Raw genomic sequence first — 18,458 nt, forward strand, 5'->3', positions numbered from 1 at the left:
GCGCGCCTCCGTGTCACGCGCCGGTCGAGCCGGCTTCGAGCATTACGAGCAGGTCGTGCCCTGGTCGAGCAGACCGCCGTTGGCGCTGTCGTAGTACCAGGTCTTGCCCGACGCCGAGTCGGCGTGGAGGCAGTACGACCCGTTGCCATTGCGGACCGAGATGCTGATCGTCTGAGCACCGTTCTTGTAGTCGGTCTTGCTGGACGGCTTCCAACCCTCGGTGACGAGCTCGGCCTGCGTCGTCGCGTAGCCGCTGTAGTCGGTGAGGTAGGTCTCCTCGGCCGTGGCCGCGTTGCGCAGGTCGGACTTGATGCCCGCGTCGTAGCCCTTCTTGCGCTGGTTGAGGAAGACCGGGATCGCGATCGCGGCGAGGATGCCGATGATGATGATGACGACGAGGAGCTCGATGAGGGTGAAGCCGCCCTCGTTCTCCTCCTGCATCTTGCGGATGCGAGCGAGCATGTGATGGATCCTTCCGTAGCACTACGGTGAGCCTCGCGATCGACCACGGGCGGGTACCCCCGGACCAGCCGATCGGCTCGATGACGTAGAGGTATTCGGGATTCCGCGATGCCGACTTGAATGACGATTTCGGCAACTGCGAGTGTCTTTACGCCATTCGGCCCATGCTTTTGCAGCGCCCGGCGCAGCCGCACGGGACAAGCGGCCAAATCGGCCGAGAAACCACCCGTATTGCCTACCGGGAATAGTGCGCGCCGCGATTTGCGGCGAATCAGCTGCCGATGTGGTTGTAGACCGAGAAGATCGGCAGGTAGAGGCAGACGATCATGCCACCCACCAGGCCACCGAGCACCGCAATCATGATCGGCTCGATCAGCGCGGTCAGCGACTCGGTGGTCGCCTCGACCTCCTGGTCGTAGAACTCCGCGATCTTTGCCAGCATCGTGTCGAGCGCGCCGGTGTCCTCACCGACCGCCATCATCTGCACCACCATCGGCGGGAACACGTCGTGCTGGCTCAAGGGCTGGGTGAGCGCCTCACCCTGCCGGACGCTGTCCTGGACGTCGTGCACCGCCTGGGTGATGGTCCAGTTCCCGGTGGTGTCCGCCACGATCTCGAGCGCCTGCAGGATCGGAACGCCCGACTTGATCATCGTCCCGAGGTTGCGGGCGAAGCGGGCGATCGCGACCTTCTGGAACAGCGGCCCGAAGACCGGCACCTTCAGCTTGAGCGGGTCGACGAACGCCCGGACCTTCTCCAGGTCGCGGATCCGGCGCCAGACGATCATGCCGGCGATGCCGCCGATGATCCCGGCCGGGATGAGGTACTTCATCCAGTGCGAGATGTCGACCAGCATCTGGGTCGGCGCCGGCAGCTTCGAGCCGAGTGAGGCGAAGATGTTGGCGAACGTGGGGACCACGAACGTCAACATGACCGTCAGTGCGATGAGCGCGATGCACCCGACGACCACGGGATAGGTCATCGCCGACTTGATCTTGGAGCGGAGCTTGACCTCTGCCTCGTAGTTCTCGGCAATCTGAAGCAGCACGGTGTCGAGGAAGCCGCCGATCTCGCCGGCGCGGCAGAGGTTGACCATCAGCGGCGGGAACACCTTGGGGAACTTGCCCATGGCGACGGACAGCGAGTTGCCGGCCTCGACCTCGTTGCGTACCTCGCCGACCAGCCGGGCGAGCTCCGGGTTCTCGGTCTGCTCGGCAAGGATCGTGAGCGAACGCATCAGCGACAGGCCCGAGTTGATCATCGTCGCGAACTGGCGCGAGAAGATCGCAAGGTCCTTGAGCTTCACCTTCTTCCCGAAGCCGGGAATGGTGATCTCTTTCTGCATGCCGGTGTTGCCCTGGCTGATCGAGACCGGGGCGTAGCCCATCGAGCGCAGCCGCGAGACCAGCGCGGCCTCTGTCTCGGCCTGAAGCTCGCCGCTGATCAGCTTGCCGGTGCGGTCCCGGACCTGGTACTTGAACAGGGTGGTGGCCATGTTGCGTCCTCTCAGCCCCTACCGGCCAGCCGGTTGAAGTCCTCGACGTGATGGCACTTCTCGAGCGCCGTCTCGTAGGTGATCCGGCCGGACTTGACCAGCTCGGCGAGGTGCTGGTCGAGGGTGTGCATCCCGTGCTTGGCGCCCGCCTGAAGCGATGAGTAGATCTGGTGGGTCTTGCCCTCGCGGATCAGGTTGCGGATGGCGGGCGTGGCAACCAGGACCTCGGTTGCGACCGCGCGACCCTTGCCGTCGAAGGTCTTCGCCAGCGTCTGGCAGACGATGCCCTGCAATGCGCCTGCGAGCTGCACCCGGATCTGCTGCTGCTGGTGCGGCGGGAACACGTCGATGACACGGTCGATCGTCTGGGCCGCGTCCTGGGTGTGCAGCGTCGCAAACACCAGGTGGCCGGTTTCGGCTGCGGTCAGCGCGACCGAGATGGTCTCCAGGTCACGCATCTCCCCGACGAGGATGATGTCGGGGTCCTGGCGCAGCACGTGCTTGAGCGCGTTCTGGAACGACCAGGTGTCCTCGCCGACCTCCCGCTGGTTGACCAGGCAGCTCTTGTGGCGGTGCAAGAACTCGATCGGGTCCTCGCACGTCATGATGTGGTCTTTGCGGGTCCGGTTCGCCAGGTCGACCAGCGCCGCCAGCGTGGTCGACTTGCCGGAGCCGGTCGGGCCGGTGACGAGGACGAAGCCACGCGGCAGCATGGCGAAGTTGGCCACGCTCGGCGGCACACCGAGCTCCTCGAGCGACTTGATCTCGTACGGGATGATGCGGAACGCCGCACCGAGCGCGTCGCGCTGCCGGTAGAGGTTGACCCGGAACCGCGCCCGGCCGGGCAGGGCGTAGGCGAAGTCGAGCTCGAGCTCCTCTTCGAAGGTCTCCCGCTGCTTCTGGGTGAGGATGGCGTAGAGCATCCGCTGGATCACCGGCGGAGTCAGCAGCGGCTGGTCTTCCATCGGCGCCAGCGAGCCGTGGATCCGCAGCGTCGGACGAGCGCCCGAGCTCAGGTGAAGGTCGGAGGCGCCGCTGTCCTGCACCGCGACGAGGAGATCCGCGAGTAGCGTCGCCTCGAACTTGCTGTCCTCTTCGAGCGCGGCCCGGGCGTACGCGGTGTCCTTCTCGACCGCGTCGTCAGGTGACTCTTCCGGAGGGTGGAAGGCGGTCGGCGGCTGCACCGGCTCGAACGCGCGTGGCGGCTCGAAGGTGGCCGGAGCGGGCGCGGCGGGGGCGGGAGGGGCAGGCGCAGCGGCCGGAGGAACAGCTGCGGCAGGCGCTTCTGGGACCGCCGGGGGGGCTGCGGCCGGGAGCACGGTCGCACTCGGTGGCGCGACTGCGGGGGCGGGTGCGAACGCACTGAACGTCGGGGCGGCGGGCGCCGGTCCCGCGGCGGGCTCGGCGACCTCAGGCTGCGCCGGCACAGCGGCGACGGGCGCAGCACCGACGGGCGCAGCGGGGGCGGCAGGTGCGGCGACCGCCGACTCGATCGTGGCTGCGCCGGGCGATCCGGCCGGGATGGCGGGCGCGTAGGAGCCGTAGGTCGGGTCGTAGCCGGTGGTGGGGATGTTGGTCGCGGGGTCGACCGGCGGGGCAAGCCCCACTCCCTGGCTGCTCGGCAGCCAGCTGCCGCCGTCGGCCGGCGGCAGGCTCGAGGGCGCGAACGGTGTCGCTTCGGTGTCCTGAGTCTCCACGTCGGCATCCCCTCGTCGGCGGGCTCGGATGGCTGGGCAGGCGGGCCGCGCTCATAGTTCCGCTCTACGCGTGCATCGGCCCCCATTCGGCGGATCTTGAGCGTGTCAGCCGGGCGCATGCCGCGCGCGGATCGGGCTATACGACGACCCGCAGCACCTCTTCGATCGAAGTGAGGCCTTTGACCGCCTTGTCCATCCCGTCGAGCCGGAGCGAGATCATTCCCTGCTCGATCGCGACCCGGGTCACGTCGACCGACGTCGCGCGCTCGACGGTCATCCGCTCGATCTCCTCGCTCATCATCATGACCTCGGTGAGCGCGATCCGGCCGCGATAGCCGGTCTTGGCGCATGAGGAGCAGCCGACCGGCCGGTAGAGCGTCGGGAGCGGCTCCCCCGGCCGCCAGGGGAACCTCGCCGACTCGAGCACCGACGGCTCGGGGACGTAGGTCTCCTTGCATTTGTCGCAGAGCCGGCGAGCGAGGCGCTGAGCGAGCACGCTGTCGAGCGCCGAACCGACCAGGAACGGCTCCATCCCCATCTCGACGAGCCGGGTCAGGGCCGAGGGCGCGTCGTTGGTGTGAAGGCTGGACAGCACGAGGTGACCGGTGAGCGCCGCCTCGATCGCGATCTGGGCGGTTTCATGGTCACGGATCTCCCCGATCAGGACCACGTCAGGGTCGGACCGCAGGATCGATCGCAGCGCGCTGGCGAACGTGAGGCCCGCCTTGGGGTTGGTCTGCACCTGGTTGATGCCGCCGATGCGGTACTCGACCGGGTCCTCGACGGTGATGACGTTGATCTCGGGACGGCTGACGATGTTGAGCGTGGCGTACAGCGTCGTCGACTTGCCGGAGCCGGTCGGTCCGGTGACGAGGATCATCCCGTAGGGCTTGGTGAAGCTCGTGGAGTAGCGGGCGTAGTTTGCGTCGCTGAATCCGAGGTCGGACAGCTTGAGCATCGCCGTCGTGTTGTCCAGGATTCGCATGACGACCTTCTCGCCCCACACCGTCGGCAGGGTGGCGACACGAAGGTCGATCTTCTTCCCTTGGGCGGTGACGGAAAGCCGGCCGTCCTGCGGGATCCGCCGCTCAGCGATGTTGATGTCGGCCATGATCTTCAGCCGGCTGATCACCCCGGCCTGGATGTTGCGGGGCGACCGCATGATGTCGTGCAGCACGCCGTCGATCCGGAACCGGACTCGGAGGTCGCGCTCGTTGGGCTCCAGGTGGATGTCGGAGGCCCGGTCGTTGATCGCCTGCGTGATGAGCAGGTTCACGAACTTGACGATCGGCGCATCCTCGACGACCTGCTTGAGCTCGGAGAGGTCGTGCTCCTCCTCCTGATCCAGCGCCATCGTGAGGTCGTCGAGGTCGGAGTCCGCCCGGTGATAGCGGTTGATGGCCGCCACGACGTCGGCCTTCGTCGCGACAACCGGCTTGACGTCCATGCCGGTGATCGAGCGGAGATCGTCGAGGGCGAAGACGTTCGCCGGATCGGACATCGCGACGACCAGCCGGCCGTCCTCGTACCCGATCGGCATGGCGTTGTAGCGACGGCACACCGCGGCCGGGACCGAAGCCAGGGCGGCACCGTCGATCGGGAAATCGCCCAGGTCGACGAAGCGCATGCCGATCTGCTGCGCGAGCGCCGCGACCAGCTGGCTCTCGGTGAGCACACCTCGGTCGACCAGGACTCGCCCGAGCGCGCGGCCGACACGCTGGTGCTCGTCGTAGGCCTCGGCAAGCTGATCCTGGGTGACCAGCCCGTCCTCGAGCAGGATGTCGCCCAGCTGTTTCACGGACTCCCTTTCGTCGTGCGCCCCTCATGGTGATCGGAAGCGTTACGCGCCACCTTGATCGCCGCTCGGACACGCTGCGGTAGGCGCGGCGGTGGTCGGCGGTGTAGTCGGCACCCCCTCGGCCTGGAGCAGCGGTCGGGCCGCATCGAGCTCACACGCATAGCTCGCGCCTGTCCCGAGTCGCTGCGCCCAGATCTGGATCTCCTCCTGCAGGTCCGGGCTGGCGAGGTTCTGCATGACCTGACGCGCGATGTCCGACGCGAGCAATGAGCTGGCCCCGCTCGCGTCGCCCGCTTCCAGCCGGACGATGACGAGGTCGGGCACGTACGGCGCGGTCGATCCGTCGACGAGCCGCAGCTCGCGCTGCGCGGCCGCAACCGCGTCGTGGATCAACCCGAACTTCGCCTCGATCGCGTCCCGCAGCAAGGCCAGGTGGATGTCGACCGTCGCCTCTCGCGCGGTGAGCGCCAGCGCGCGCTTCGCCTGGGCCTCGGTGATCACCCGCTGCCCGTAGGCGGTGTCATTGAGGACCGCCTGCGCGGGACGGTAGTCGCCGAACGTCCCGCCCGCCGCGGCGAGGAGCGCGCCAGTGGAGTGCGTCAGGTTCGGCTGGTCGATTTGCCACTCGTGCAAGGCAGGGATCGAGACCACCAGCACACCGCCGAGCGCTAGCAAAGGTGCCGCGGAGAGCGCTCGCCGGCCGGATCGGGCGACCGGCGGCGCGATACAGGCTGCGATCAGCGCCAGCTCGACGAGGACCGTGGGGTGCGACCAGTCGAAGTCGACCGCGGAGTGGGCGTACGCCGCCAAAAGGGCCACCGCGGCCGCGACCTCGATCACGTCCGGACTTCGCACCCGCCGGCGGAGCATGGCCAGCAGCGGCCGCAGCGCCCACCACAGAACGGCGAGAAGCCCGAAGACGAACGGCAGTCCGAGCACCAGGCCGCCGTCCGAGAACGCCTGAAGGAAGCCGTTGTGGGCTTGCGGTGATCGAACCCAGCCGCTCGGGGTGTAGAGCGCGCTGGCCACCGCCAGGTCGTTGAACCCGCTGCCGACGATCGGATGATGCGTGGCCAGTTGGACGGCCTCACGCCAGAACTCGGTGCGGTACGTGCCGTTCTGGGTCAATGTCTGTCCGGTCGCGTCGCGCGCGGTCGTTGCGGTCCACGGCGCGGTGTAGCTGGGAAAGAACGGCGGACCGGGCAGCGCAAGAACCACCACGGCGGCCAAGCCGATCGTGCCGACCGCGCGGCCCAGCGCCTGCCGGCTCCGAACGCCGAAGGCGAACACCAGGACGAGGGCCACGGCAAGCGCGGCCATCGTCGCGCGGCTCGTCGAGAAGACGATGCCGGCGACACATACCGGCACGCTCACCCAGCCCACGAAGGTCCAGGGCCGCTTGGCCTGAAGTATCAAGCCGAGGCCGAGGATCGCCCCCGGCATGAGAAACGCCGCATACGGGTTGTACCAGTAAAAGGTGCCGTCCATCGGCGAAGCAGGGTTGCGGTTGCCCCACCAGGGGCTGAACGCGAGTGAGAACTGGTACACCCCGGCCAGGCAGACCGCAGCGCACACGAGCAGGCGGCGATCCGAGTCCCGCACGTACCTGCGCGCGGCGACGAACATCCCCGCCGCGATCGCGTATCCAGCCGCGACGTTGCTGCCGTACCAGCCGCTCGGCGCGAACGCGCATACCAGCAGCGCGCCAATGGCGGTGACTGCGGCAACGCTGATCGACGGAGTAGGACCCCGCCACGCCCTGACCGCAGGCAGGACCAGCAGCAACACCACCGCGAACACCAGCTCGTTGTGGACGCCGCGACCGCCGGTAGCGCGGGTGAACGGCACGGCCCAGACCGCCAGCGCCACAAGCATCGCAACATGCTCGAGGAGCTCCAGGCGGCCGGTACCCGCGAGGCCGGTGGCCACCTCCAATCGCGGCAGCTCCCGGCGGTGTTGCTCGTCAACCGCCACACAACCGCATCGACCGGCATCGGCAAGTACTTGACCGGCACGCATTCGGTTAAGGCTCCGGCGAGCACCGTCGATGAACACCCGTGCGTATCCTGGCCGCCGCGTCCCGTCTCGTCGAGAGGACCGCGGCGCGAACGGCAGTGCGGATCGAGGAAGCCGACGGCTGGTTGATCGCGCTGGGCGTGTTCGCGGTGCTGGCGGTGGTCTACTTCGCTACTGCCGACGTCGGCCGGGACAGTGTCAGTCCTGACACGGTCGCGGCGGCTTTGCCGGCCTGGGCATGGGCGACCCACCACACGTTGTATCTCGATCGCGTGGCGGTGCCGAACATCTGGGAGTACCAGCCGAAGGCGCATGTGGTGAGCAACCGGACTCCCGGCGTGGTCTTCTTCAGCATCCCCTTCTACCTCGCGGTCGGCCGGTCTGCCATCTTCAGCATGTTCGCGGCATGTCTTGCCGCGGCGACGGCCGCCGCCGGTTCCGCGGCGTTCCTGTTCGCGGCGATTCGGCGGCTGTGCGGAGCCAACCGAGCGCTCATCGCGACGGCGGTCTTCGCGTTCGGGACGGCGACTTGGTCGGTCGCGGCAGACACGCTGTGGCCGCATGGCCCGGACGAGCTCTTCCTCGCGGCGGCGATGTATTTCCTGTCGCGCAACCGTGCACTGCTCTCAGCCATCTCCGTCGCGCTCGCAGTGCCGATTCGAGCCCATGTCGCCGCGTTCGCGCTCGTTGCCGGCGTATGGCTGGCGGTTCGGCGCCGGTCAGCGTGGCCCCTCGTGACCTTCGGGCTGCCATCGGGGATCACGCTCTTCCTGCTGTGCTTGTACAACCACTGGATGTTCGGAACCTGGGCGATCTCGGGCGGGTACCCGTACGTCAACCACGACCTCGCGGCGTTGTCCGGCAGCGGGCACGTCAACTTCCCGATCGACGTCCTCGGCGCGTTGGTCTCCACCGACCGAGGCCTGTTGGTCTGGTGCCCGCTGATCGTCGTGCTCGCCTTCGCACTACGCCCTGCGTGGCGGCTGGCGCCGGACTGGGTGCGTATCAGTGCGGTGGCAGCCGTCGGCTACTTCCTGATCCAGATGAAGCTCAACTACTTCTCAGGAGGCGACCGGTTCTGGTCGTACCGGCTCACACTGGAACCGTTGATTCTGCTCACCCCGTTGCTCGTGCTCGCTGCCGTCGAGGTCAGCAGGCGACACCGGCTGTGGGGCGGCGGCGCAGTCGCGGCGGCGGTCTACGGCGTCGGAACGCAGGCAATCGGCGCGATCTTCTGGACACCGGACGATCTCGTCCATCACAGCCCATGGAGCTACTCGCATCTCGCCCACGAGCTTCGCTACGCGGGATGGGGGCCGAGAGTCGTGATGATCGTCACCGTCGCGCTCATGCTGTACGCCATCGGCGTCAGGCTGCGGCCGAGGCAGCCGGCCGAGCCGGCAATCGAACTGGCGGCGTCAGCCTGACATCAGCTCGAGGTAGGCGTCCGTGACCGCCGACCACGAGAACTTCTCCCGGGCCCGGTCGGCGCTGAGCGCCCGCAACCTGCCGAGCTCGGTTTTGCCCAGCGCGTCCGCCTTGCGGATCAGATCGGCCAGGTCCGCCTCGTCCGCGAAGTACCACGCGTCAGGACCGGCCACCTCACGATTCTCCGGGGTGTCCAGGACCAGGCACAGGTTGCCGGCACCCATCGCTTCGATGAGCGCCGGATGCGTGCCGCCGACCTCGGTGGCATGGATGTAGCACCGGGCGTTGCTCTGAAGCGCCCGGTAACCCTCGCCGAAGATCGGTCCCGGCAGGATCGCGTCCGGGTGCGCGGCCGCGCGCACGTCACGCTCGAGGTCAGGGTCGTACGTCGCCCCACCGAGCATGACCAGGCCGAGCCGGGTGCCCGCGGCGGCGTGTGCACGAGCAACCATCAACGGGTTGTTCTCCCGCTCCCACCGCGAGACATAGAGCGCGAAACGATCGGGACGAGCCGGAATGTCCGGTGGGAGCGGCGCTCCGCGAGGGATCGGATCGGCGCCGTACGGGATCATGACGGAGTCCGCGTCGTACCTGACCCGGTAGTAGGTGCGCACCTCCTCCGCGTCCGTGACGAGAACGCTGGCCCACTGGACCGACAACCACTCCCCTGCGCGATACCAGGCGCGTCCCGCGATTCCCCATTTGCCGCGACGCCACTCCAGCCCGTCCACGTTGATGAGGGTCCGACGGCCGGCAACCCGCAGCAGCGGCAGCACCGGGGCGTTGGCGGCGTTGCAGAGGATGACGTCTCGGATTCGGGTGCGTGTGACGAGATGCGCCACCGACAGCACGGTGTGCACCACGGTGTCGAGGTATTTGTTCGAGATCGTCGGCAACGTCACCAGCCGCACTCCCCGCCACTGCGACCCCTCCGTCGCGTAGGTCTTCCGGCAGTACACCGTCACCGGGACGCCGCGCTCGACCAGCCGCAGCGCAAGCCGCTCCGCGAACGTCTCGAAACCGCCGTAGTTGGCAGGGATGCCGCGCGTGCCGAGGATGGCAACGCCATGGGCAAGGCGCCTGGGCTCGCTACGGATCGCCCGCAGCTTGGGTGTCAGGCCGGTGGCGCGCAGCAGCGGTACGCCGTGCAGCATGGCGATGCTGGCGACCCGCATCTCCAGACCCAGCATCCCGGGGGCGATGAGGACGTCGATCCCGGCGTCCGCCAGCGCGCCGGCCAACCGTCCCGCCCGCAGCGGATCGGTGTCGCTCGGCAGGATCAGCCCGTCCAAACGGAGCTCGCGGGCCCGCGCGACGAGCTCGTCCGCGGCAAGGTCGCCGGGCAGTACGTCGACGACGACGAACGGCGACCCTGGTGCGCGGGTCAGGTCCCCCAGCAGGCGTCGCCCCGCCGCGTCGTCACCGACGACGGCGTAGCGTTCCAGTCCGATCCCGATCGGGACCAGCATCCGGCGCAGTCTGCGGATCGCACCTCGCGTCGCGATGCCGAACACCAGCAGCCACAGCGTGACGAGCCCGATCCAGGCCCTCGACAGGTCGGCGTCGATCAGAGCCTCGTTGACGATGAAGATCGCCACCCCGACGACGAAAGCCGCCTCCACCGCTTGCTCGACGTTCGTCTCGCCGAGTCGCAACGCTCCGCGCCGGTACAGGCCCGCCGCCCGGCCTGCCAGGACCCATCCCATGGCCATGGCAGCTGTCGTCACCTGGTAGCGAACGACGTACACGCCCGGAAGCCCCGCACTGCCGAAGCGCAGCGTGTAGGCAATCCATGATGCGAGCACCGCGGATCCGAGGTCGACGATGGCGAGCATGAGATCGGCACGGCGCCGAAGCGCGAACATTTGCCGCACGACAGCAAACTACTGTGCGCTCAGCCCGGTGCGCCCGCGTGCACGGACCACAGGCGGGCGCGCCGCGTAGCATGGCTCACGAGCCCTGATGAGAGTTCTGCTGGTCACGAAGTTCCTCCACTACGTCGGGGGCGTCGAGACCTATGTGCAGTGGCTCGCCCGCTCGCTCGTCGACGACGGACACGAGATCGCGCTCGTGGGCATGGCCCCGCAGCCCGAAAAGCCGGCGCTTCAGCTGCCGGCGGGTACCGAACTGTTCACCGCGCCGTCACGGTCGTACGCAGCGGACTCCGACCACCGAGTGCGGGATGCACTGGCATCGGTCTACAGTCCGGCCGCCCGGCAGACGATGGAGGCCGCCATCCGCAGCTTCCGCCCCGATGTGGCGCACTTCCACAGCACCTGCCACCAGCTCACCCCGTCGATCTTCCACGCCGCGGCCCGTCACAGGCTTCCGTCGGTGATGACTGCCCACGAGTACAAGCTCGTGTGCGCCAACCAGGTCCTGTACGACGACCGCGCCCAGACCGTCTGTACGGCGTGCGTCGGCGTCAGTGCACCGCGAAAGTTCCTCGCGATCACCAGCCGCCGTTGCATCAAGGGGAGCATCGGCGGTGCGTTGCTGGGCGCCGTCGAGGCACCGATCAGCACCCAGCTGTGGGGGCGGACGGAGGGCACCGTCCTTGCACCGTCGGCGTTCATGGCGGGCGTGCTGCGAGGCGACGGTCTGCCGAGCGACCGCGTCGAGCACCTCGAGCTTCCGTGGCCCGAGGTACGTGTCCCTGAAGCGGTCGGTCGTGACTCCGTGCTCTATTTCGGGCGCATCGAGAAGGAAAAAGGGATCTTCGTCGCCCTCGACGCGTGGGCGAAGGTGCACGAGCGGCTACCGGGACTGACGCTGCGCATCGCCGGAGCCGGTAACGCCCTCGACGAGGCTCGGCACGTCGGAACTCGTCTGCCCCGCGTCGAGTTCCTCGGCCACCTCCAGCAGGCCGAGCTCGCGAGGGAGCTCGATCGGTCCGTCATGACCGTTCATCCGTCGTTGTGCAACGAGAACAGTCCGTTCAGCGTTCGCGAGAGCCTGTGCGCGGCGGTGCCTGCCGTCGTTTCCCGCATCGGCGGGATGCCCGAGCTCGTCGACGAGCCCACCGGTCGCATCGTCTCGCCGGGTGACGTCGAGGAGTGGGCCGAGGCGATTCTCGCGGAGGCGGAACGGGCGATCGCCGGCGCCGACGCGCTCCTCAGCGCGGTGACGGCGCGCAGGCTGTCGCCGACTCGTCACCTCGAGTCGCTCGTCGCGGCGTACCAGAAGGCGAACCGGTCGCGTTCTACGATGGCCTCGTCGACCCAGCCGACCTGAGAGGCGAGCTTCATATGCGGCTTGGCCTCGTCGGAGTGGGCTACTTCCCGTTTCTGATTGCGGGTGAGAAGAACTTCTACTTCCGGCTGGTGCCTGAGCTACGCCCGAAGCTCGACGACCTCGTCGTCATCTCGGTCAACGACGCAGCCGAGCGCATTTCCCATCAGGACACGCCCGCCGGCGAGGTGCCGATCTACAACTTCGTGCGACCGATCGACGGACGACGCGACAACCGCCACTTCGGGACCACGAACGGCGTCCGTCATTACCATCATCGCCACAACGCGATGCGCGAGATCGGCGAGAAGTCGGCGACACTCCTCCTGGGCACGCGCCGGATCCGGCAGATCGTCAAGGACCACTCGCTGGACTGGCTATACTTCCTGGACAACTTCGGCCCTGGCATGGCGTACGCCCGCCGCGCGTTCGGCACCAGCGTCGGCTTCGCCGCCGCCAACTATCAACCCCGCGGTGCGCGGTACGACGCATTGCAGCAGCGCTTCGTCCAACCGCTGGACCTGGTCGTCACCTACTCGAAGGCCTACCGCGACATCCTGCGCACGATGCTTCCGGCGGAACGTATCGAAGTCATCCATTGGGGCGTTGACCCGGAGGGGTTCACACCGAGATCGCAAGCCGATCGCGACGCGGCGCGTGCTGAGCTCGGCATCTCGCCCGGCGCCACGCTCGTGGTCTGGTCCGGCTTCCTCCAGCAGATCCAGGCCGAGGACTTCCGCAGGACAGTGGCGATCGCCCGTGAGGTACGCAGCGCGCGGCGCGACATCGAGTTCCTGTTCTGCTTCAAGCCAGAGACCTATCGCGCCGACTTCAGCGTCGAGTCGGCGGACGGGGTCCAGGTGCTGTGTGGCGTCCCCCGCTTCGTCGACCTCCTGGCGGCGGCGGACGTCTTCCTCTCCCCCGTCGGCAACGTCCGCTCGACGGTCTCGCCGCCGCTGACCTGGATCGAGGCGATGTCAATGGGCACTCCCGTCCTCAGCACGCGTGTCGGCGGCGCGGCAGAGGTCATCGACGACGGCGTCTCCGGCTACCTCGTCGACGGCTACGCGCAGCTCGCCGATGCGCTTCGGAGAATGGGCAGCCCCACCGAATCGATGCGAGCGGCGGCACGCCGCACCGTCATCGATCGCTACCAGATCGCGACCGCGGCCGCTCGCCACATCGACGCCTTCCAGAAGCGCGGCCGGCGTGACTGACGATCCGAAGGTCGCTGAGGCCTGGCTCGACGCCGACTCGGCTGCCGACTACGAGCGTCGACGGTTCACCACGCTGGCGGGACGGCTGTCCCAGCGGCTCGACTTCATCGCGTTGCGGCGAAGCCTTCACGGACTGCCGAAGAGCGCACCGATTCTCGACCTCCCGTGCGGGACCGGGCGAGCGTTGCGGTTCATGGCGGCGCGGGGCTTTCGCAACCTCTCCGGCGCCGACGTGTCGCCGGCCATGCTTGCCGTCGCCAAGTCGGCGGCCGGCAACGTCACGTTCGTCGAGTGCGACGCCTCGAAGACCAACCTGCCCTCTGCCGGCTACGACCTGGTGTTCTCGATGCGGTTCTTCGGGCATGTAGCCCCTGAGGACCGGCCCGCCATTCTCGAAGAGATGGCCCGTCTCTCGGCGGGCCGTGTGGTCATCGAGATTCCGATCTCCTCTCGCTCGGCGCACTTTGCCAAGTCCGTCTTACGACGGCACACCGTGGGAAGCCGGTTGCCGAGCAAGTTCGACTGGCACGCGGGATCGCTTCGCACTTTCCGCGCGCAGGCCGCAGCGGCAGGGCTGGAGGTCGTGGCCGCCCGTCGCAAGCTGCCCGTCCTGTCCGACTCCCGGTTCGTGGAGCTGCGGGTGATCCCGCGCTAGGAGCGCTTGCCGAGCGCATGCCGGAGATCCGCGACGGCCAGGGACGGCCACGTCCGGATCGCCACCAGCCGCCAGGCGAGGACAGCCATCGCGACGCCCTGCGCGACCGAGCCGAGTCCGGACGCCACGGCGACGCCACGCGCTCCGTAGTGCTCGCCGAGCCCGAACTCGGCGCCGAGCGTGGCGATGGTGACGGCAACGGATCCGATCATCGTTGCCCGTTGATGACCGGTCGAGGTGAGCACCACCGCCGCACCAGCGGTCAGCGCCGCCGCAGCGGGTCCGATTGCCAGCAGCGCAAGCAGCACCCCGCCGCCGGCGTAGGCGTGTCCGAACACCACCCGAATCGCCGGCCCGCCGACGCACGCGGCGACGATGCACCCCACGCAGGTCAGCCCGCCCGACACCGATGCGGCCGCGCGTGCCACCCGCTCAATGCGGTCCCGATCGTTTCTCGACCACAGCCCGGCGACGACCGGGGCGAGTACCAGCGTGCCGGCGACGTAGGGAACGAAGAGCAGGTTGCAGATCCGCGACGCGAGGTTGTACGTCGCGGTGTCGACTCGGCTTGCCAAATGTCCGACGATCAACGTGTCGCCTTGAACGAGCAGGCGGTTGGCCACGGTGTACACGAGGATCGGCAACGCGAAACGCACCACCGCGCTTATCTCGACACTGAGATCGGCGGTCCGTCGAGTGGGGTGCGTGGCGCGACCCAACGACGCGAGCATCGCTAACGACGCACACACCGACAGCGCACACACCGCAACCGCGTAGACGAGCACGACTCGCCTGACGGTCACGGCGTCGGCCGCCGCGAGGCCGCCGATAGCGCCCAGGATCAGGACCGCTCGGCCGGCGAACCCGAAGGTCACGGCCAGCCCGACACGATGAAAGCCGCGAAAGATCTCCGCGACCGTGATCTGAAAACCTTCGAAGACGACCCCAACCGCGACCAAGGTCGACAGCCGAGCCAGCTGCGGGTCGTGGGTGAAGTCGCGAAGGGTCGGTGGCAGGACGACGAGGGCGAGCACCGGAAGCAACAGCGCCGCGATCACCGCCGCGACGAGCCACGTCGACCATGCGGCTCGTTTCGCCCCGGAAGCGCCGTCGGAGGTCAGCCGGGCGGAGATGAGGCGGACCGCGGTCGGCGGCAGCCCGAACTGCGAAACCACCGCCCCGAGGGTCAAGACGGTGAAGAAGATCACCACGCTGCCGTAGTCCGCCGGACGCATCGCCCGTGCCAGCACGAGCAGGATGGCGAAGGTGCCGACCCGGTACGACGCCTCGCCGATGACGACGACGCCGGCCGACGACCTCAGATAGCGGCCCAGCCTTCCGGTTTCGAGCACACCGTCGGGCGGCGGCTCGGTACCGCCAGCAATGGGCTCAGCGTCCGATTGCAGGCTCACCCGAGCGGATGCGGGCCTCGGAGCGTCAGCACCTCCGCGACCGCCTTGAGCGCTACCGCGTTCGGGTCCTCCGGATGGAGCTCGAAGCCGGTGCCGTCGACGAATCCCAGCCGAACCGCGGGATCGCTCGTCGGCATCGGGTCCTCGGCGAGCGGCGGCATCGGGATGCTCGGCGACGGCGCGGGCGATATCGGGATGCTCGGCGACGGCGCGGGCGGCAGCGGATCGGCGGGCGGTGCCGCCACCAGCGGCGGCTGCACGAACGGCGGCGGGCCCACGGCGACCGGTGGCGGCGCGACCGGCGCGTCCGGCGCCGGCGGGGGTACGACGGTCACCGTCGTCTCAGGTGGCGGCATCACGACCGACGGGACGCCGGGATCGCCGGCTTGCGCCCACGAGCCGGGCGTATAGCTGCCCAGCGGATTCGCGCGGTCCGCGTCCTTACGCGGCGAACGTCGGGGCCAGCGCACGTACCGACTGTACGCCGCGATCGGGGTCCCGGCGGGCAACGAAACGTGCAGGTCAGCGGGCGTTTCCGGCGTACCGGACGAAATCAGCGGTTCCTCGCCGTCGCGCTGCCGAGGAAGCGGTTCTTGACCCGCACCGCCGCGTCGTAATGGCGGGCGAGGGAACGCTTCAGCGTCCCGGCGTCCTCCGGCGCCCAGCCCGTCGTGCGGGGCTTCGTGCTGCCGACCTCGATCCGCTGGTAGGCGTACGTCGCGATCGACTTACGCGTCACCCCAGGCGGCAGCGCCATCTTCTTGAAGCCGTGGTAGGTGTGCGCGTCGCTGAGCATGATCACGCCGCGGTTGAACAACGGCTCGATCGCCCGGGCCTCGCCGTCGAGGCTCGCCTTGATGAGCAGGCGGCCGTCGTACTCGGGCTTCCAGTCCTTGTTGAGGTAGAGCAGGATGTTCAGCGTCCGCAGCCAGTCGGGGTGCAGCGGGTGCACGTTGAAGTCGACGTGGTTGTCGAGGTACCCGCCGTCGGCGCTCTGATGGAACCCGCCACCGTGGAAGGCAGGGTCGACGAAGAGCTCCTTGCCCGTCAGCGCCGAGATGAAGGTCCGGAACTGCTCACCCATCAAGGCGTCGTAGAGGGCACGCGAGGCCTCGCCCTGCTCGGCGACGCTCGACAGCTCGTGCTTGTCCCCGAACACGTAGTCGCGCGACTTGGGCATCGCGTCCGGCTTCGGGAACTCGCGCAACACCGCGTCCGCTGCCGCCGCTTCCAGGAAGTCGTCGATGACGAGCACCGGGAACGGCGATGCCGTCCGGTAGGTCTCGGCGAGCTCCTCGCCACGACCGATCCAGTCGTTGAACACGGCTAGGCCTGGGCGGCGGTCGCCGTGTCGAGGGAGTCGACGACGGCGTAGAGCAGCGCGAGCAGCACACCCTTGACCGACTCGCGATCGGTCACGTCACACGGCACGATCGGCGTGCCCGACTCGAGGTCGAGCATCCCGCGGATGCGCCCCTCCTCGGCCTCGTCGAGGCTGTCGGCGCGGTTGTAGCCGACCACGAACGGGACGTGGGCCATGGCGCGGAACGCCTCGAGGATGCTGGCCGCCTCGCTGAGGGAGTCCGGCCGCGCGGCGTCGACGAGCAGCACGTAGCCGAGCATGCCTTCGGACAGGATCTCCCACATGAAGTCGAACCGGTCCTGGCCGGGAGTGCCGAACAGGTAGAGGACCAGGTCGCGGTCGATCGTGATGCGGCCGAAGTCCATCGCGACGGTCGTATCGGTCTTGCGGGACAGCTCGACGTCGCTGACGGCCTTCTCGGTCGACAGCACCGTGATCTCGCTGATGGTGCGGATCAAGGTCGTCTTGCCGGCGGCGAACGGACCGGTCACCACGATCTTGACCGCGGTGCCGCCCTGACGTCGGCGCGTTCTGGCTACCACTTACAACCCCCGAACGCCGGCGATCAGCCGCAGCAGCAGGCTCTTGTTGACATTTGGGTCGCGCTCGATCGCAGCCGGCGTACCGGCAGCTCCGTTCGCGGATGCGGCGGTGAACACTTCGGCCGGTTGCGGCTGCGGCACCGACGTGAACGGTCCGGGGTCGCGGTGCGGCACCACCGGCCGCGGCGCGGGCGCGGCAGGTGCAGGTGCAGGGGCGGGCGGAGTGGGTGGTGGCGCAGGGGTCTCGTAGACCGGCTGCACCGGTGTCGGCGGAACGTACGGTGCCGGGATCGGCTCCGCCGGGAACGTCGCCGGGGGCGGCGGCGCAGGGGTTGCCGGGGCGGGTTGGGCCGGTACGGCGACCGGTCCGGTCGTGACCGGAGCCTCGATGGCGCTGAACAGCTCCTGGCGGCGGGTCAGCGCGGTCACGCCGCCGTCCTCGGTCTCGAGCAGCTTGCGCGCCACGAGGTCGGCGAGGGTGACGACGACGGCGTACTCGCCGCGGCCGCACAGATCCACGATCTCGCCGACCGAGCGCTGACCGTCGACGAGAGCGAGGATCGACCACTCGTCGGCGCTGAGCTGAGGCTCCGCCGGCGGGTCGCAGGTGATGGTCAGCACGGTGTCCTGGTCGGCGACGGCCGGGTCGATCGTGGCCCACTGGTCCAGGCGCCGTCGGGCCTCGGCCACGACGTCGTCAACCCGGCAGTTGACGCCGACCCCGTCGCGATTGGGCTCGTCGACGACGAAGGCGAACGAGCCGTCCGTCCAGCGCATCAGGTCGAAGACGGCGTCCATGATCTGCTCGGTCACCAACGAGTGCAGGTCACCTTCGTCGATCGCGTCCGCGTCGCGCAGCACGCTGGCCACCCCGGCGTCGGCGTCGAGGCGGACCTGGGTCACGGCCGCGGTGAGGGCGGCGTCGGTGACCCGACCGCTGCCGGCGATCCGCCGGCCGAGTGACTGCCGCGACAGGTCGGAGGCTCCCCCGGTCAGCATGCCGTCGGCGAACCAGACCGCGCCATGGGAGCCCGACCGCTGCAGGTGCAGCCCGCCGGTCTTCTTGGTCATGCTCAGCAGCGAGAAGATGTCGGGCAAGCTGAAGGCATCGAGGGTGCCTTCAAGCTTCACGGTTGACCTCG

Annotated in this window: 15 protein-coding genes; 4 read left to right on the plus strand and 11 right to left on the minus strand. The window is 68.6% G+C overall.

Going from position 1 to position 18,458, the window contains the following annotated elements:
- Positions 1-42: 42 nt before the first annotated feature.
- The 5 genes from VG899_17475 to VG899_17495 all read right to left on the minus strand — a co-directional run bounded on the left by VG899_17475 (position 43) and on the right by VG899_17495 (position 7,327).
- Positions 43-462 carry a prepilin-type N-terminal cleavage/methylation domain-containing protein gene (locus VG899_17475; GenBank protein HWA68156.1) on the minus strand — a complete coding sequence of 140 codons (420 nt, stop codon included), beginning with the start codon at positions 460-462 and terminating at the stop codon, positions 43-45.
- Between the two features lie 271 nt (positions 463-733).
- Positions 734-1,957, minus strand: coding sequence for a type II secretion system F family protein (locus VG899_17480; GenBank protein HWA68157.1), 1,224 nt, complete (start codon positions 1,955-1,957; stop codon positions 734-736).
- Positions 1,958-1,968: 11 nt separating this feature from the next.
- On the minus strand, positions 1,969-3,654 hold the full coding sequence (locus VG899_17485) for a type IV pilus twitching motility protein PilT (GenBank protein ID HWA68158.1): 1,686 nt from the start codon (positions 3,652-3,654) through the stop codon (positions 1,969-1,971).
- Between the two features lie 136 nt (positions 3,655-3,790).
- A complete protein-coding gene (locus VG899_17490; GenBank protein ID HWA68159.1) occupies positions 3,791-5,452 on the minus strand; it encodes an ATPase, T2SS/T4P/T4SS family in 1,662 nt (553 codons plus the stop codon).
- A 42-nt stretch (positions 5,453-5,494) separates the two neighbouring features.
- Positions 5,495-7,327, minus strand: coding sequence for an O-antigen ligase family protein (locus tag VG899_17495; GenBank protein ID HWA68160.1), 1,833 nt, complete (start codon positions 7,325-7,327; stop codon positions 5,495-5,497).
- Between the two features lie 239 nt (positions 7,328-7,566).
- Here VG899_17495 and VG899_17500 point away from each other — a divergent pair, with 239 nt between their 5' ends.
- The gene (locus VG899_17500; GenBank protein HWA68161.1) at positions 7,567-8,895 is read left to right on the plus strand and encodes a hypothetical protein; all 1,329 of its coding nucleotides are present in this window, start codon (positions 7,567-7,569) and stop codon (positions 8,893-8,895) included.
- Here the strand turns inward: VG899_17500 and VG899_17505 are convergent.
- Complete coding sequence (locus VG899_17505; protein ID HWA68162.1) at positions 8,887-10,761, minus strand: DUF1972 domain-containing protein; 1,875 nt, start codon at positions 10,759-10,761, stop codon at positions 8,887-8,889. The two genes, VG899_17500 and VG899_17505, sit on opposite strands and share 9 nt — an antisense overlap.
- Before the next feature lie 97 nt (positions 10,762-10,858).
- Between VG899_17505 and VG899_17510 the strand changes: the two genes are divergently transcribed.
- From VG899_17510 to VG899_17520, 3 genes are read left to right on the plus strand one after another with little or no spacing between them, the layout of a single operon-like run.
- Positions 10,859-12,130, plus strand: a complete 1,272-nt coding sequence (locus tag VG899_17510) for a glycosyltransferase (GenBank protein ID HWA68163.1) — start codon at positions 10,859-10,861, stop codon at positions 12,128-12,130.
- A 14-nt stretch (positions 12,131-12,144) separates the two neighbouring features.
- Positions 12,145-13,344, plus strand: coding sequence for a glycosyltransferase family 4 protein (locus VG899_17515; GenBank protein ID HWA68164.1), 1,200 nt, complete (start codon positions 12,145-12,147; stop codon positions 13,342-13,344).
- Positions 13,337-13,999, plus strand: a complete 663-nt coding sequence (locus VG899_17520) for a class I SAM-dependent methyltransferase (protein ID HWA68165.1) — start codon at positions 13,337-13,339, stop codon at positions 13,997-13,999. Before VG899_17515 ends, VG899_17520 begins: the two co-directional genes overlap by 8 nt.
- Here VG899_17520 and VG899_17525 read toward each other — a convergent pair.
- The 5 genes from VG899_17525 to VG899_17545 all read right to left on the minus strand — a co-directional run bounded on the left by VG899_17525 (position 13,996) and on the right by VG899_17545 (position 18,447).
- Positions 13,996-15,411, minus strand: coding sequence for an oligosaccharide flippase family protein (locus VG899_17525; protein HWA68166.1), 1,416 nt, complete (start codon positions 15,409-15,411; stop codon positions 13,996-13,998). The genes VG899_17520 and VG899_17525 overlap by 4 nt on opposite strands.
- The gene (locus tag VG899_17530; GenBank protein ID HWA68167.1) at positions 15,408-15,881 is read right to left on the minus strand and encodes a hypothetical protein; all 474 of its coding nucleotides are present in this window, start codon (positions 15,879-15,881) and stop codon (positions 15,408-15,410) included. The genes VG899_17525 and VG899_17530 overlap by 4 nt, the downstream gene beginning before the upstream one ends.
- Positions 15,882-15,964: 83 nt before the next feature.
- A complete protein-coding gene (locus tag VG899_17535; protein HWA68168.1) occupies positions 15,965-16,735 on the minus strand; it encodes a 2OG-Fe(II) oxygenase in 771 nt (256 codons plus the stop codon).
- 2 nt (positions 16,736-16,737) lie between these two features.
- On the minus strand, positions 16,738-17,316 hold the full coding sequence (locus VG899_17540) for an ATP/GTP-binding protein (protein HWA68169.1): 579 nt from the start codon (positions 17,314-17,316) through the stop codon (positions 16,738-16,740).
- The gene (locus VG899_17545; protein ID HWA68170.1) at positions 17,317-18,447 is read right to left on the minus strand and encodes a DUF4388 domain-containing protein; all 1,131 of its coding nucleotides are present in this window, start codon (positions 18,445-18,447) and stop codon (positions 17,317-17,319) included.
- Positions 18,448-18,458 lie beyond the last annotated feature (11 nt).

The organism is Mycobacteriales bacterium, from assembly GCA_035550055.1.
Classification (GTDB): Bacteria; Actinomycetota; Actinomycetes; order JAFAQI01; family JAFAQI01; genus DASZTV01.

What these genes read in the sequence shown, in the direction of transcription:
- VG899_17480 (HWA68157.1), bottom strand. Translation starts at nt 1,957, where the DNA reads ATGGCCACCACCCTGTTCAAGTACCAGGTCCGGGACCGCACCGGCAAG.
- VG899_17495 (HWA68160.1), bottom strand. Translation starts at nt 7,327, where the DNA reads ATGCTTGTGGCGCTGGCGGTCTGGGCCGTGCCGTTCACCCGCGCTACC.
- VG899_17475 (HWA68156.1), bottom strand. Translation starts at nt 462, where the DNA reads ATGCTCGCTCGCATCCGCAAGATGCAGGAGGAGAACGAGGGCGGCTTC.
- VG899_17505 (HWA68162.1), bottom strand. Translation starts at nt 10,761, where the DNA reads ATGTTCGCGCTTCGGCGCCGTGCCGATCTCATGCTCGCCATCGTCGAC.
- VG899_17515 (HWA68164.1), top strand. Translation starts at nt 12,145, where the DNA reads ATGCGGCTTGGCCTCGTCGGAGTGGGCTACTTCCCGTTTCTGATTGCG.
- VG899_17510 (HWA68163.1), top strand. Translation starts at nt 10,859, where the DNA reads ATGAGAGTTCTGCTGGTCACGAAGTTCCTCCACTACGTCGGGGGCGTC.